This window comes from Psychrobacter sp. UBA3068 (assembly GCF_002366815.1).
Taxonomy (GTDB): domain Bacteria; phylum Pseudomonadota; class Gammaproteobacteria; order Pseudomonadales; family Moraxellaceae; genus Psychrobacter; species Psychrobacter namhaensis.
Window position 1 is genome coordinate 1 of sequence record NZ_DFBY01000002.1, and the last position, 15,654, is coordinate 15,654.

Consider the following 15,654-nt stretch of genomic DNA (forward strand, 5'->3'; position numbering starts at 1 on the left):
CATGGGTATTTCCTCTTTTTTTGGGGTCAAGTGCTTAGCTCGTATAAATACGCTATCTAAGACAATCTTGACCACATTAAGATAATTGTTAAAAGGTCGCACATACTAATGTGCAGATATTATAAGAAAATCACGACCAATAACAAGTCTTTTAACAAGTTATTGGCGTATTCTCGACTGACAATATAGAGATCTGCTTTATATTGTCACCTTCAATAAACTTTTATTTACTCGTCATCATCTTTAGAGTTGTACTTAGAGATGATCTCAGCAGCAACTGACTTTGGAATTTCAGCGTACTTTTGGAATTCCATTGAGTAAGTAGCACGGCCTTGTGACATAGAGCGCATTTGCGTGGCATAGCCGAACATCTCTGCTAACGGTACTTCTGCACGGATCTGCTTAGTACCACCAGGTAAGTCTTCCATACCCTGTACTAGACCACGACGACGGTTAAGATCGCCCATGATATCACCCATGTAGTCTTCAGGTGTTTCTACTTCAACTTTCATGACTGGCTCAAGCAATGCTGGATCAGCTGCCATGAAACCTTTTCTGAAGGCCATAGAACCTGCCATTTTGAACGACAATTCATCAGAATCGACGTCATGGTAAGAACCATCATACAAGGTTGCTTTTACGCCAACGACTGGGTAACCAGCAAGTACGCCGTTTTTCATGCGTTCTTGAATACCTTTGTCGACCGCACCATGGAATTCTTTTGGTACTGTACCACCAACAACTTCTTCAGCGAACTCATACTCAACTTCGCCCGCTGGATCAAGTGGCTCAAGACGTAACCAAACGTGACCGAATTTACCACGACCACCTGTTTGACGTACGAATTTGCCTTCTTGTTCAACCGTATTACGGATCGTTTCACGATAAGCAACCTGCGGCGCACCGATGTTGGCTTCTACGTTAAACTCACGCTTCATACGATCCACAAGAATCTCTAGATGTAGCTCACCCATACCACTGATGATGGTCTGGCCAGATTCTTCGTCAGTATGTACACGGAATGATGGATCTTCTTTTGCTAAGCGACCCAAAGCGATTGACATTCTTTCTTGGTCAGCTTTGGTCTTAGGCTCAACGGCTAGAGAGATAACTGGATCTGGGAATTCCATACGCTCAAGCGTGATAACATTTTGCTCATCACATAGCGTATCACCAGTGGTCACATCTTTCATACCAACTAACGCTGCGATATCACCAGTACGGATCTCTGCAAGCTCTTCTTGAGAGTTTGCCATCATCTGTACGATACGGCCAACACGCTCACGCTTCATTTTAACTGGGTTGTAAACACTACTACCCTGCGTCATAACGCCTGAGTAAACACGAACGAACGTTAAGTTACCAACGAATTTATCGTTCATGATTTTGAATGCTAACGCTGAGAACGGCGCGTCATCTGACGCTTCGCGACTGCCTTCAGTTTCGTCTTTGTCATCAAGAATACCGCGAATTGCAGGTACATCGATTGGTGCTGGAAGATACTGAATGACCGCGTCTAGCATTTTTTGTACACCTTTGTTTTTAAAGGCAGTACCACAAAGTAGCGGGATAATTTCATTATCAATCGTCAACTGACGAATAGCTGTATTGATCTGTTCTACAGACAGCTCACCATTTTCAAGATACTCATTCATGAGCTCTTCGTTGGCTTCAGCCGCACTTTCTACTAGATGCTCGCGATACTCTGCTGCTTTTTCTTGTAGTTCAGTTGGGATTTCGCGTTCTTCGTATTGCATACCTTGAGACGCTTCGTCCCAATAGATAGCTTTCATAGTGACCAGATCAATAACGCCTTCGAAGTCATCTTCTTTACCAATTGGAATAACCAATGGGACAGGATTACCACCAAGACGGGTTTTGATTTGTTCAATAACACGATAGAAATCAGCACCAACACGGTCCATTTTGTTTACAAAAGCAAGACGTGGTACTTTATATTTGTTCGCCTGACGCCATACGGTCTCAGACTGTGGCTGAACGCCGCCTACTGCACAGTAAACCATGCAAGCGCCATCAAGTACACGCATAGAACGTTCAACTTCGATTGTGAAGTCAACGTGGCCTGGGGTATCGATGATGTTAATGCGATGTTCGTCAAACTGTTTTGCCATACCTGACCAAAAACAAGTGGTTGCCGCTGAGGTAATAGTAATACCACGCTCTTGTTCTTGTTCCATCCAGTCCATGGTGGCTGCGCCATCATGTACTTCGCCAATTTTGTGGCTAACACCGGTATAGAATAAAACACGCTCAGTAGTGGTCGTCTTACCAGCATCGATGTGCGCTGAGATACCAATATTGCGATAGCGTTTTAGGGGAGTTTTACGAGCCATAGTGTTTTCCTAGGAAAAGTCGTGTATATAATAATGTATTGTGTCTCTACCTCATACTCTATGACAAAGCGGTCAGCTTCGTAATATTACTTACTGATTATTGAGCCTAATACGGACAAAAAAAGAGCAAATACTAAGAATAGTGCGGCATCAAATTTGGGACGCTCTCCAATTAAACAGTGTGTTTTTAGAGAAGCATCTTGATAGACGTCCGCCATCTCCATTACTCACAGGCAAAGCCTATTTGTAACTGGATTAATGATGGCGGCAACCAATAGAATAAATAACAATGTAAGATTAATGGGCCTAAGCCCGTTAATCTAAAGCTACTATCAAACAGTAATGTAAAAGAGTAGCTTAGAAGCGGTAATGAGAGAATGCTTTGTTAGCATCTGCCATGCGGTGAACTTCGTCACGCTTTTTCATAGCAGCGCCTTTGCCGTCAGCAGCATCATTCAATTCGCCAGCTAAACGCAAAGCCATTGATTTTTCAGAACGCTTAGCAGCAGCTTCAGCTAACCAACGCATAGCCAAGGCAGTACGACGGGAGGGGCGTACTTCCATTGGTACTTGATAGGTTGCACCGCCAACGCGGCGAGCTTTTACTTCTACCATTGGGCGTACATTTTCAAGCACTTCTTCGAAGAAAGATACTGGATCTTCGACTTTACGCTTCTCGCTTACTGTCTCAAGTGCACCATAAACGATACGCTCAGCAGTAGATTTTTTACCATCACTCATTACATGGTTGATGAATTTTGCAACAGTTTGGCTACCGAACTTAGGATCTGGAAGGATCTCACGGGCAGCAACGACGCGACGTCTTGGCATAATAATTTTCCTTATCTTCAGGAGTGTCCAACATTCACAACATCACACGGGTCAACAGAATATAGTAGTGAGTTGTCAGTTAGCCTTACTGCATGGTGGTATGCTTTAAAGATGATTACTGATATAAAATTATTTATATACCCGTAATACTATCTGTGACACCAAACCCATGCACAGTTATTGGGTAGTGCAAAAAGCTTACTTAATAACGTTTAGTTATTAAACTTTAGGCTTCTTAGCACCGTACTTAGAGCGACCTTGCTTACGGTCTTTTACGCCAGCACAATCTAATGCACCGCGAACCGTGTGATAACGTACACCCGGTAGATCTTTTACACGACCACCGCGGATAAGAACAACACTGTGCTCTTGTAGGTTATGACCTTCGCCGCCGATGTAGCTTGATACTTCATAACCTGAAGTCAAACGTACACGACATACTTTACGCATGGCTGAGTTAGGTTTTTTTGGCGTGGTAGTATATACACGAGTACATACACCGCGACGTTGTGGGCACGCTTCCAACGCAGGAACTTTTGACTTTTCCTTGATGGTTTTGCGACCTTTACGAATCAATTGGTTAGTTGTTGCCATAAGGCATCCTTCTCCCGTTTGGTATAAAACAAAAAAATGGGGTACTGCGCTATCTATCTGACATTATGACAGATTTTGGCGCACCCATTTTTAGGACAGTGTATTATAAAGAGTTGTTGCTGCTATTTCAACCACTTATGAGTGATTGTGCTTTACAACATTTGATAGATATGCATTCAGCCTACTACTATACCACTTTATCTGTTTTTAATTAAAAATTGGCTAAAAAACAACCCACTAAACGAGATAGCAAAAGTAGAATAACGTATGGTGTGAGACACATCTTTAGCACTAAAAAGCAGTACTTTGTAATGACTAAATGGCGACACTGTCTTATTTTTCAAGTGAAATAAAACAGTGTCGCCACTATTAAGAAAAGATTACTGAGCTATTCTAACTTATCCGCCCCCTTTGCTGAAGCGTAAACCGCCAACTAACGGGCGTTCATATAAAACTGCTTTGCGCTACTTCTTGGCAGCTTTATCCGTATCATTTGATTGGCTAGCAGAGTCCGCTGACTCATCCACGCTATCCTTTTTTTTATTACTGTCTTTCTCAGTATCTTTTTTTGTTGTCTCTGTTGCTTGATCTTTAGCGTCTTGCTGATCATCACCCTGACTATCAGGAGCGTTATTAACTTCAGCTTCGCTACTACTGTCATCTGTGATAGCACGATTGGCAAGTTTTGCATCTGGCGCAAAAGTCGCTTGTGCCACGCCAATCACTTCATCCATGAGATGACTGTTGTAGCGCATGCCAATCACGACTGCTGTCGCTGGTAACAAGCGGCGCACCCACGTTAAATTAATTTGATCCAAATCAACTCCAACTTGATTGGCAAGACGATCAACTTGTTTGGCATAAAAATTCACGTTTTTATTTTTTAGACCTAGGTTTTTAAGCTCGTTGTGCAGACCATTGCTTTGGGCGTTATCAAGTAACCCTTTACCAATACCAATACCAGCCAGCAAGGCTTGTTTTTCTTGCATCTTACTCAAATCGGCACTGGCGAGTAGCTCATACGCCATTTTGACGCCTTGCTTACCGGTCAGAGGCTTGTTATACACAGCGCCTAGCTGATAAACCGTACGCAATGACACTAATAGCAACCACAATGTGTCAGCAAGTAGACCTGGTAGTCCCGCTAGACCTGTCAGGCCGCCCATCGTGGCCAATGCCCGATTTTGGTTAGCGATATCAGTAGCTAAGGCATAACGCTCTTCGTCATCTAAGCTGGCGATATTGGCAAAACGATGCTCATTAGGTAAATCAATTTGGCTCCATTGAGATGCAAGTTTTGCTACTTGAGCAAAAGCCCCATCGACAGTCGACTGAAAAAAGCTGTTTGGTACCACTTTTTTGGCATATTTACCGTAAGTCGCGAAACGTGGCCCCAATAATTGCTGAGTCGCTTTTAGGGTTTGCTCGCGAAACAAATCTTGTTGATAGTCTTCGTCACCCAAATTGACCGCTTTATAGTGGCGTGGTTTGCTTGTCTTAGCATTCATACTGTCAATCACGGCGCCCACACGCTCTAAGTTGTTACGAGTAAAAGAGCCGACAGTGTTGATACCTTTAGAGAGAGTGCTACGCTTTGCCATCGTGATATCCTTAATATGATGATTGGTTTTGTTTTATTATATACTAGGTCGCTAACCTTAATGAATACGTCATTTTAGCGAATCAGCTTGCTAGGTGTCAGTGCGAACAATGTTATTGCAATCACAAATTTTGTATCTAACCGTATCACTTACTTTATCAGTTGCATCGCCAATTATTTTTTCAGGTTTGCTTAGAGGCTTACTTCAAGATAATTTTTGATGTCAATCACAAGCACGCTACTGTTAACATTTTTGGCCTACAGACATTTAAGCAACTTCTACTAGAGGACACTATTTTGTCGCTATTTTGCACTTGTACAAAGATTTTGAGTGCTTGATACGTTATCATATGTCATCCGTTAAAGCCTGATTGCAACGTCATTTTGTAGAACCGTTTGTGCCACTTGTACAACGTTTGATTGTATGATGACAGCAGTGAGGACTATAACAGAAGCATTTAACGCTCAAAAGCCCTCGTGGCAAGATGGTTGCCATTACAGAGGCATACGGTTGACGTTAAATAACGGGTCTTTAAAAACGATTATTAAAAGTAACGATAAAAAGTTGTTACTCATAAGGAATAGAATATGCGCCGCGTTGTTATCACTGGAGCAGGGATTGTCTCTTGTATCGGACATGATTTAGCCACTGTTACTGCCGCTCTTAAGCAAGGACAGTCTGGTATTACGTTTAACGACGCTTATGCTGAGCATGAGTTTAAGTCGCAAATTAGCGGTAGTATCAATCACTCGACGCTTGATACCAGCGGCATTGATCGTAAATTAAAACGGTTTTTTAGTGAGGCCAGCCTCTATGCGTATGTCAGCGCTTTAAATGCGATTGAGCACGCCGGCTTATCGCTTGAAACCATCAATAATAATCCGCGTGTGGGCGTGGTAGCCAGTTCGGGCGGAGCATCGACAGAAAATATCGTGAATGCTGTGGATGCGATGCGCGAAAAAGGCCTGCGCGGTGTTGGTGCTATGGCGGTGCCAAAAACCATGGGCAGCTCGGTATCAGCGGCACTGGCAACGGGACTAAAAATCCAAGGGGTCTCCTACTCCTTAACGTCGGCTTGCGCGACTTCAACCCATTGTATCGGTCACGCCGCTGAGCTGATTCAGCTAGGCAAAGCCGATGTGGTGCTCGCGGGCGGTAGTGAGGCTGAGCATTGGACACAGTCTTGCATGTTTGACGCCATGGGCGCCGTGAGTACCCAATATAATGACACGCCATCACTGGCATCACGAGCATACGATAAAGATCGTGATGGTTTTGTCATTGCCGCTGGCGGTGCCATGGTTGTCGTTGAAAGCTTAGAGCACGCCCAAGCGCGCGGCGCCAATATTTTGGCCGAAATCGTCGGTTATGGTGCCAGCTCCGATGGCGCAGAAATGGTCGCACCAAGCGGTGAAGGTGCGGTACGTTGTATGCAACAAGCTTTGGCCGAGGCAGGCTTGCAAAGTGTCGATTACATTAACAGCCACGGTACCAGCACGCCACTAGGCGACATCACTGAGCTAAAAGCCATTGCCAAGGTGTTTGGTGATGATGTCAGTAACGTCCCTGCCATCAGCTCAACCAAGTCTATGACAGGCCACAGCTTAGGTGCCGTCGGCGCGCAAGAGCTAATCTACTGCTTACTCATGCTACAAGAAGGGTTTATCGCCCCTAGTATCAATGTCGAACAGTTAGACCCTGCGGCTGAAGGATTTGATATTGTCACTCAAATGCGTGAGACCAATCTTGAGACGCTCATGAGCAATAGCTTTGGCTTTGGCGGTACCAACGCAACCCTAATCATCAAAAAGTTTGACGCTTAGCACATGCTCGCAGCAAACGATAATACCACTGAGCAGACAGACTCTGCCCCATCGCCAGCCAGTCAACCTAGCTGGCGTTTTGGTGATCTGCCTGCGGCCGAACTGCTGCCGCAGCTACAGCAATATTTGCTGACGCAAGATACTGAGCCAAACTGGCAACTGGTTTGGCTTAACAACGATGGGCGACCAGTGATTGGCTTATTACCTAAAGTAAGCTGGTCCATTTATCCCACTGATAAGCAATCTTCCCGTGATTCACTAAATACTTATAAGGTGGTCAAACATTGCCGCAGTACGGATGTGAGTAGCGGTACTAGCGCTAATAGTGGCCATGCTATCACGACAACTTATATGAGCTATCTAGAGTGGCAAGATGAACTTATCACTTATAGTAACGCTCAAGCAGCTGATAACGACACGTCATATATCAGTATCCAAGAAAGCCCCAAACCCAGTTACCACCATGGGCTAGTCGGTTTTATTGGTTATGATGTGGCCGCTCAAGAGCTAAGCCCGACAGCCAACATTAAACTGGCATCGCAGCCTTGTGCCGTATTGGGACATTACGATATTTATCTGACCCCAACCGATGAATGCAACAAATCAGTTTGGCAATTGAAAGTAAATAGAACCTATGATTACAACAATAATGATGAGAATAAGAATGCACTTGTAACAGCACTTATTTCCTACTTAGACGAATTAGATCAAAAATTGTCTGATAAGTCTTTAAATCAAACGCCGCTTAAAGCGTCATCACAACCTGCTCCATTAGCACTAACAGCACGATGGGCTAAAAATGATTACCAAAAAGTATTTGAACAAACCCAAAATTATCTACAGCAAGGCGACTGTTACCAGATCAATTTGACCCAAGAGTGGCACGGTTGTCTTGCCCATCAAAATAAACATGATGAACCACTATCAAAATCAAAAATCATTGACTATTTACCCGCTCTACATCGTAATACCAACGCACCATTTGCTGGGTATCTAGGCATTACGCATATTAGCAATGAAATCCATACTAGTGCACAAGACAATACCAGTAAGCAAAATAACCTTACTCAGCAAAAAAGTGATTTTGAACTATTAAGCTGCTCGCCAGAATTATTTTTTACCTTTAGCAAAGACAACGAGACTGGCAAGCACCATATCCGTACCAAACCAATCAAAGGAACGATGCCGCGTGGTGCAACGGCTGAACAAGACAGTATCTATAAACAGCAACTGATTGATAGTGAAAAAGATCGTGCTGAGAACGTCATGATTGTGGATTTACTGCGCAATGATTTGGGCAAATATGCCAAGATAGGTAGCGTTAAAGTGCCACAGTTGTTTGCGATTGAGAGCTTTAGCAATGTGCATCATATGGTCAGTACCATTAGCGCTGAGCTAAAAACCGACACGCATCCATTGGCCGTGTTATTTGGCAGTTTGCCAGCGGGCTCCATCACGGGCACACCCAAAAAGCGGGCAGTTGAGATTATCTCTGAGCTGGAGACCACACCGCGCGGCGCTTACTGTGGCACCATGGGCTATATGAATTTTGATGGTAGTGGTCAATGGAATGTGTTGATTCGTACCATTCAGGCCAACCTATCATCAGATAATGGAATAGATCAAGAAGGTCATGTCAGTTTATGGGCAGGCGGCGGTATTACCGTGGCATCCGATTGTGATGCGGAATATCAAGAGTGCTTGGATAAAGTCGGTAATCTGCTATCAGTACTCGCTCAAACAACGTAAGCGGATAACGGCAAATTTTATACCCCAGTATGGCAAAAAATACAGCCTGCTCAACATGATGTTGGCAGGCTTTTTTATTAATATGACCATCGTGATTTAGCTATCGATTATTACAGTGTCAATCGCGAACAAGCTGTTAATCAGTCACGGCTTCTGCATTTTTCTGCAACGCTTGTAACGCCTCTATCAAACGATTATTTTGCGCTGCCGTACCAACAGTGATACGCAAGTACTCGTTGATGCGCGGCTTATCAAAATGACGAACGATAATGCCTTGCTCACGTAACGCACTGGCCACCGCACTAGCGTTGCCATCTTTAGGACGGACAAATATGAAGTTGGCGTGCGATGGCAATACTTGATAATCCAGTGCTGTCAATTCTGCCGTGAGTGACTGGCGCAAATCGATCACCTGCTGACAGGTCTGTTCAAAATACTCGGTGTCCAAAACACTAGCGGTCGCCCCAGCTTGCGCCAATTTATCGAGTGGATAGCTGTTGAAGCTGTTTTTCATACGCGTCAGTGCTTCAATCAATGAAGCGTTACCAAAGGCCATACCCACACGCAGTCCTGCAAGCGAGCGTGATTTTGAAAAAGTTTGTGTCACAAGAATGTTATCGCAGTCATTAATAAGGCTCACCGCTGAGACCTGCGCGTCGGCGCTACCCGCTTCTACCTGAGCAAAGTCGATATAAGCTTCATCAATGACAATCACCGAATTAGAATGCTCACCAGCCAGCTTACGAATATCAGCAAGCGATAACAGTAAACCCGTTGGCGCATTAGGATTGGCAATGATGATACCGCTACACGGCTGACGATAGGCATCAGGGTCAATACTAAAGTCTTCTTCTAGGGGGATTTGTATCAGATCTACACCAAATGTTTGCGCGTACACGGGATAAAAGCTATAGCTAATATCAGGCGCTAACACAGGGCGCTCTTTTAGAAAAAAACTGGCAAACACGAGTGCCAATACCTCATCTGAGCCATTACCCACGAACACTTGGTTGACATCAAGATCATATAATTGTGCCAACACGGCACGCAAATCATCAGACTCAGGCGCTGGATACAAACGCAAGTCATCCGCTTGCTGCTCTAAGACCTTTGTGATTGCCTCCCCTACTTTTGGTGAGGGCGGAAACGGGTTTTCATTGGTATTTAACTTGCATAAGTTATCATGTTGCGGCTGCTCACCTGGGACATAAGGTGACAAGTTACGTGCTTTAGATGACCAAAGTCTGGTGTCTATCTTTAACTCACTCATAAGTTATCCTACTATTTGCCACAAAGACTATTAAACATAAATGTCAAAGGTAATTATTAAGGTGTTTTCACGGTAATCAAAACAAGTTACTGATAGCGATAACGAGCCGAGCGCGCATGGGCCTCTAGATCCTCACGCTGTGCTAAAATATCTGCCGTCTCCGCTAACGGCTTGCTGCCCGTTTCACTACAATAAATAATGGACGATTTTTTTTGGAAATCATAGACACCAAGCGGAGAAGAAAAACGCGCGGTACCCGAAGTCGGTAACACATGGTTAGGCCCCGCACAGTAATCACCAATGGCTTCTGGCGTGTGACGGCCCATAAAGATGGCGCCAGCGTGACGAATGTCATTAAGTAGCGCATCAGGATCATCAACCGACAGCTCTAGATGCTCAGGCGCGACTCGATTGATTACCGCCATGCCCTCACTGCGATCTTTCACTAAAATAAGCGCGCCCCGGTTTTGTAGAGAATCACGGGCGATATCAGCCTTTGGCAATTCGGCCAATGTTTTTTCTATCTCAACTGCGACTGCGTCTAACTGCTCGCTACTGGTCGTGACAAAGATGGCTTGAGCAATGCGGTCATGCTCGGCTTGCGACAGTAAGTCCATGGCTAACCAGTCCGCGCGATCTTGCGCCTCGCCCTCTGCATAGACCAGTACTTCTGAAGGGCCCGCAATCATATCGATGCCAACTTGGCCAAACACAGCACGTTTGGCCGCTGCCACATACTTATTGCCAGGTCCTGTGATTTTGTCCACGGCGGGTATGGTTTCAGTACCGTAGGCCAAAGCAGCAACAGCCTGCGCGCCACCAATGGTAAAAACGCGATCGACTTGTGCCAGATGCGCTGCTGCCAGTACCAAGGGATTAAGCACGCCTTTTGGCGCGGGCACGACCATAATGACCTCATTAACCCCAGCCACTTTGGCAGGAATGGCATTCATAAGGACAGAGGACGGATAAGAGGCCAAGCCGCCTGGCACATAGATGCCCACGCGATCAAGTGGCGTGACTTTTTGACCCAAGCGGTTACCCAGCTCATCTTCATACTGCCACGTCTCTTGTATTTGACGCTCATGGAATGTCTGTACGCGGTTCGCCGCCGTGGTTAACGCTGTTTTTACTTCATCATCAAGATTGGCAAATGCGTCAGCAAGCGCTTCCTTGGACAGCTCCAACTCTTGCATCGTCGTTGCTGGGTGCTGATCAAACTGCTGGGTCAACGCCAGTACCACACTATCACCATCATGGCGCACTTGCGCGATGATACGATCAACGGTCTTTAATAAATCGGCATCATTGACCGTTTCAAAAGCAAGCAGTTGGGTCAACTGACTGTCAAAGTCGGCATCTTGAGTACTTAATTGGCGCATGACTTAATCCTATATTCGTGCATAAAATACTGCTATAAAAATTAAAAACCTAAAACAAATCAAAGGTCGCAATGAACTGTACAACCGCTTATGTATGCTGATCTGACTCAGATTGTACTGAGTCTCTATTGTCTGATAAGTTTCTGGCAAGCAAATATAACAAAACCAGTTTAGCACGCTATGTCTATCATAGAGCGCCAAACTGGTTTAAAAATTCGTATAACAATGCTTTAGATTACCAATGACTGGTAGGGATTCATGAAGCGCTGGCAATACTGTTTTTAAAGCTATCCAAAATCGGCTCTAGTAACGCAAATTTACGTTTATAACTGACTTGATTGACGATAAGGCGAGAGGAGACATCACAGATATGATCACGCGCTTCTAGGCCATTCGCACGCAACGTATTGCCCGTATCGACCACATCGACAATCAAATCCCCCAAACCAACTAGGGGGGCAAGCTCCATGGAACCATAAAGCTTAATAACATCTACTTGCTGACCTTGGCTGGCAAAATAAGCGCGGGCTACATTGACGTATTTGGTGGCGATACGCAAACGACGATTGGGTAAGGGGGCATCCTTCACACCAGCGGTCATCAGCTTACATTGCGCAATCTGCAAGTCCAACAACTCGTAAACATGATTGGCACCATGCTCAAGCAGCACATCTTTACCTGCCACCCCAAAATCCGCCGCCCCATGCTCTACATAGGTTGGCACATCGCTGGCACGCAAAATTAACACACGTACATGAGGATTTGAGGTTGGAAAAATAAGTTTGCGTGATGCTTCCGGGTCCTCTAGCAAGTCGACACCAGCAGCACGTAGCAATGGCATGGTCTCTTCTAAAATACGACCCTTTGATAAGGCCAATGTTAAGCCTGAGAACTCATCATTTACTTCGTTTAATAAACCGCTGGCAGGTATTGATTTGATTGCTTCAGTCATAATGACATCGTGTCCATGTACAGTTGGTATCCCCACCGAAGAGGATACTTTGGTTTTATAAGGCTAAGCGTTGCATGGGATAAGGCCTGGTACGCCCATTTATACTAGTCTTTGGTATTGATACGCTCGATATTCACACCAAGGCCGCGCAGTTTATTTTCAACATCTTCATAACCACGATCAATATGATAAATGCGGTCGATTAAACTCTTGCCTTCAGCGGTCGCCGCTGCCATGACCAGTGACATGGACGCCCGCAAATCAGTTGCCATCACAGGCGCAGCCGTAAAGTTCTCGACCCCTTTCACCACCGCAGTGTGGCCGTCTACTTGGATAGAAGCGCCTAAGCGATTAAGCTCAGGCACGTGCATGTAGCGATTTTCAAAGATATTCTCGATAAAAGTACTGGTACCGTCGGCTAAGCAAGCAATAGCCATTAGCTGAGCTTGCATATCGGTGGGGAAACCAGGATGCGGCTGAGTGCGAATATCAACCGCCTTTGGACGGCCTTTCATTTGCGCACGAATCCAATCCTCACCTGTGGTAATAATCGCACCCATGTCTTCGAACTTTTCTAATACTGGGGTCAATAATAAAGCGGAGGTGTTTTTGGTCAATACATCCCCACGCGTCATCAACGCGCCAGCCAGATAGGAGCCGGTCTCAATGCGATCCGCTACCACCGAATACTCACAACCGTGCAGACGCTCCACGCCTTCGATCGTCATGGTCGAGGTACCAATACCGCTTATTTTGGCGCCCATGGCGACCAGCATGTTGGCCAGATCGACCACTTCTGGCTCAAGGGCACAGTTGCCCAAAACCGTCGTACCTTTGGCAAGAGCTGCCGCCATAATGACGTTTTCAGTACCGCCAACCGTGATCATATCAAACGAGAAGTTACAGCCAATCAGTTTGCCACCTTTTGGGGCTTGGGCTTTTACATAGCCGTTTTCTACGCTAATCTCAGCGCCCATCGCCTCAAACGCTTTTAGATGCTGATCGACAGGACGTGAACCAATGGCACAGCCACCTGGCAATGACACTTCTGCCTCGCCAAAACGTGCCAATAATGGCCCGAGCACTAGAATGGAGGCGCGCATGGTCTTCACCAAATCATATGGTGCATAGAAATTGTCGATACTCTTGGTATCACACGTGACCGTATCGCCTTCTTTTTTGATTTTAATACCCATGCCACCAATCAATTCAATCAGCGTTCGCACATCTTGTAGCGATGGTACGTTGTGCAATGTCGTTGGGGTCTCGGCCAGTATCATGGCTGCAAGTAACGGCAACGCGGCATTTTTGGCGCCTGAAATAGTAACTTCCCCTGCGATACGACTACTACCAGTGATTAAAAATTGATCCATAAAGGTGACAACCTAACGATGAGTATAAAAAATGGTGAAAACCAAACTGATTAAAACCCGCCACTTACCATGGCCAGTCTAAAAAATTCAGCCCTATAATAATGGTTTAGCTTTTTGCTTGAGCATCCCACTCAGCAGGCGTTAATGCTTGAATATTGAGGGCATGAATATCGCCACTCGCAATCTTATCATTGACTAACGCATAGACCGCTTGCTGACGCTGTACGGCGCGTTTGCCTTCAAAACTGGCATCAACCACACGTACATCAAACTTATTACCTTGGTTGGCCGCTTGAATAAAAGCGTCTGGGAAATGAGTCTGTAAAAATGCAATTAGGTCATCAGCGTTCATGCTCATAGAGTGTTCTGCCTTAAAGTAAAATGGGGTATAGATGTAAAGTGTGACATTATAACAAGAGTTTGCGTATCTTACAGTACTGTCTTACGCAACTGCATATGAGTGTGAGAAATCGCGTTACAGACAGCCAAAACCTCTATCAATGATCTCTAGGCAAAACACATAATAAAAGTTGACTATCTTAGCGTTTTATCCAAGTACGTTAATACTTGCGCGCGCACATCATTGACCCAGCGTAGGGGCGGCGCCATCGCCCCAATACTGGTGGCATGGCTTGCACCTTTGATCTCACCGTTTTCGACCGTGACACCCGCAGCTTGCAGCGCTTTAGTCATCTTAATAGTATTGGTCGCATGGACGACCTTGTCTTTTTCGGCTGTCAGTAATAAATATGGTGGCTGCGCGCCTTTAATTTGGCGATCGGGCATGACCTCATCTGGCGTCGCATTCGCCCCAAAGGCCGTCGCACTACTAAACTTACGAAAATCATAACTGTAAGGGCCCGCGATACCAATCACAGCGCTCAAATCTTTGGGTTCTATACCATAGGGCGCTAAAAAATCTTCATTAGCGACGGCAGCGACTGCGTTAAACGCCCCAGCAGAATGTCCGATCACGGCTAAACGCTCAGGGTCAGCATAAAAGCGCTTGGCGTTGTCATAGCTCCATGCAATCGCTTGTGCCGCATCTTTGACATAGTCCGGATAGACGTGCTCAGGTGCTTTGCGATAATTGATGACTGCCGTCACATAACCTGCTTGAGCCAAGCTTTGGCCAACAAAAGCGTATTCTTCTTTATTACCGCTTTCCCATGAGCCACCATGGACAAACACCACCATTGGATAAGTGGTATTGATCGTGCTTTGGTTTTTCATCGCTTGCGCCAACGGCTTAGGATAATAAAGGTCTAAGTCTTGTGAAGGCTCATCACCGTACAAAATATTTTTGCTTACACCGACACCACTATTAGCCGTGATACCGTTGACGATGGCCAAAGCGGACAGTGCTTGTGCTTGCTGTGTGGCCAATACCATCCCGCCTACCGCTAATGCCGCAGTAACACCTTTACCAGTGAGTTTAAACGCCCGCGCTTTGTTAGATGAGCTTTCTTTAGCTGAACCCTTCATAGCCCCTATTCCTATATATGTCACCATTGGATAGTAGAGGGGGTAGCGCTTACTATTATGCTGTTGGTGCTGCCCCCTCTACTTTTACTGCTCATATCTTACGTACTGACAAAAAGTTTATCGTGCTTTTACTGTTATCACGGTTAGGTTTATTGTCATTAAAAACCCCACGCTATTGACTACTATAAACACGAAGTAAAGACTCTACTCTGTTTAAAATAAATCGACTGTGTGAACAAC

The 15,654-nt window shown here is 45.3% G+C and carries 12 protein-coding genes; 2 read left to right on the forward strand and 10 right to left on the reverse strand.

Going from position 1 to position 15,654, the window contains the following annotated elements:
• Positions 1 to 227: 227 nt before the first annotated feature.
• The 4 genes from fusA to B2P60_RS00130 form a co-directional block, all read right to left on the reverse strand.
• Positions 228 to 2,354 (reverse strand): elongation factor G, encoded by a 2,127-nt coding sequence (gene fusA, locus B2P60_RS00115; RefSeq protein ID WP_198334827.1) that lies wholly within the window; start codon positions 2,352 to 2,354, stop codon positions 228 to 230.
• A gap of 357 nt (positions 2,355 to 2,711) precedes the next feature.
• Positions 2,712 to 3,185: a 30S ribosomal protein S7 gene (gene rpsG, locus B2P60_RS00120; RefSeq protein ID WP_057761735.1), complete on the reverse strand. Its 474-nt coding sequence runs from the start codon at positions 3,183 to 3,185 to the stop codon at positions 2,712 to 2,714.
• 219 nt (positions 3,186 to 3,404) lie between these two features.
• On the reverse strand, positions 3,405 to 3,779 hold the full coding sequence (rpsL, locus tag B2P60_RS00125) for a 30S ribosomal protein S12 (protein WP_011281154.1): 375 nt from the start codon (positions 3,777 to 3,779) through the stop codon (positions 3,405 to 3,407).
• Between the two features lie 464 nt (positions 3,780 to 4,243).
• On the reverse strand, positions 4,244 to 5,380 hold the full coding sequence (locus B2P60_RS00130; protein ID WP_286738795.1) for an EcsC family protein: 1,137 nt from the start codon (positions 5,378 to 5,380) through the stop codon (positions 4,244 to 4,246).
• Between the two features lie 587 nt (positions 5,381 to 5,967).
• Here B2P60_RS00130 and B2P60_RS00135 point away from each other — a divergent pair.
• Both B2P60_RS00135 and B2P60_RS00140 read left to right on the forward strand, forming a co-directional pair.
• Positions 5,968 to 7,203, forward strand: a complete 1,236-nt coding sequence (locus B2P60_RS00135) for a beta-ketoacyl-ACP synthase II (RefSeq protein ID WP_286738796.1) — start codon at positions 5,968 to 5,970, stop codon at positions 7,201 to 7,203.
• Positions 7,204 to 7,206: 3 nt separating this feature from the next.
• Positions 7,207 to 8,952: an anthranilate synthase component I family protein gene (locus B2P60_RS00140; protein WP_286738797.1), complete on the forward strand. Its 1,746-nt coding sequence runs from the start codon at positions 7,207 to 7,209 to the stop codon at positions 8,950 to 8,952.
• A 136-nt stretch (positions 8,953 to 9,088) separates the two neighbouring features.
• Here B2P60_RS00140 and hisC read toward each other — a convergent pair whose 3' ends face one another.
• The 6 genes from hisC to B2P60_RS00170 form a co-directional block, all read right to left on the reverse strand.
• Positions 9,089 to 10,222, reverse strand: a complete 1,134-nt coding sequence (gene hisC / locus B2P60_RS00145; protein WP_286738798.1) for a histidinol-phosphate transaminase — start codon at positions 10,220 to 10,222, stop codon at positions 9,089 to 9,091.
• A gap of 86 nt (positions 10,223 to 10,308) precedes the next feature.
• Positions 10,309 to 11,604 carry a histidinol dehydrogenase gene (hisD, locus tag B2P60_RS00150; RefSeq protein ID WP_286738799.1) on the reverse strand — a complete coding sequence of 432 codons (1,296 nt, stop codon included), beginning with the start codon at positions 11,602 to 11,604 and terminating at the stop codon, positions 10,309 to 10,311.
• A 256-nt stretch (positions 11,605 to 11,860) separates the two neighbouring features.
• The gene (gene hisG, locus B2P60_RS00155) at positions 11,861 to 12,556 is read right to left on the reverse strand and encodes an ATP phosphoribosyltransferase (RefSeq protein WP_193005219.1); all 696 of its coding nucleotides are present in this window, start codon (positions 12,554 to 12,556) and stop codon (positions 11,861 to 11,863) included.
• A 104-nt stretch (positions 12,557 to 12,660) separates the two neighbouring features.
• Positions 12,661 to 13,929: a UDP-N-acetylglucosamine 1-carboxyvinyltransferase gene (murA, locus tag B2P60_RS00160; protein WP_286738800.1), complete on the reverse strand. Its 1,269-nt coding sequence runs from the start codon at positions 13,927 to 13,929 to the stop codon at positions 12,661 to 12,663.
• Between the two features lie 106 nt (positions 13,930 to 14,035).
• Entirely contained in the window at positions 14,036 to 14,287 is a 252-nt protein-coding gene (locus B2P60_RS00165) for a BolA family protein (protein ID WP_286738801.1), read from the reverse strand.
• Positions 14,288 to 14,463: 176 nt separating this feature from the next.
• Entirely contained in the window at positions 14,464 to 15,414 is a 951-nt protein-coding gene (locus B2P60_RS00170; RefSeq protein ID WP_286738802.1) for an alpha/beta hydrolase, read from the reverse strand.
• Positions 15,415 to 15,654: the final 240 nt, after the last annotated feature.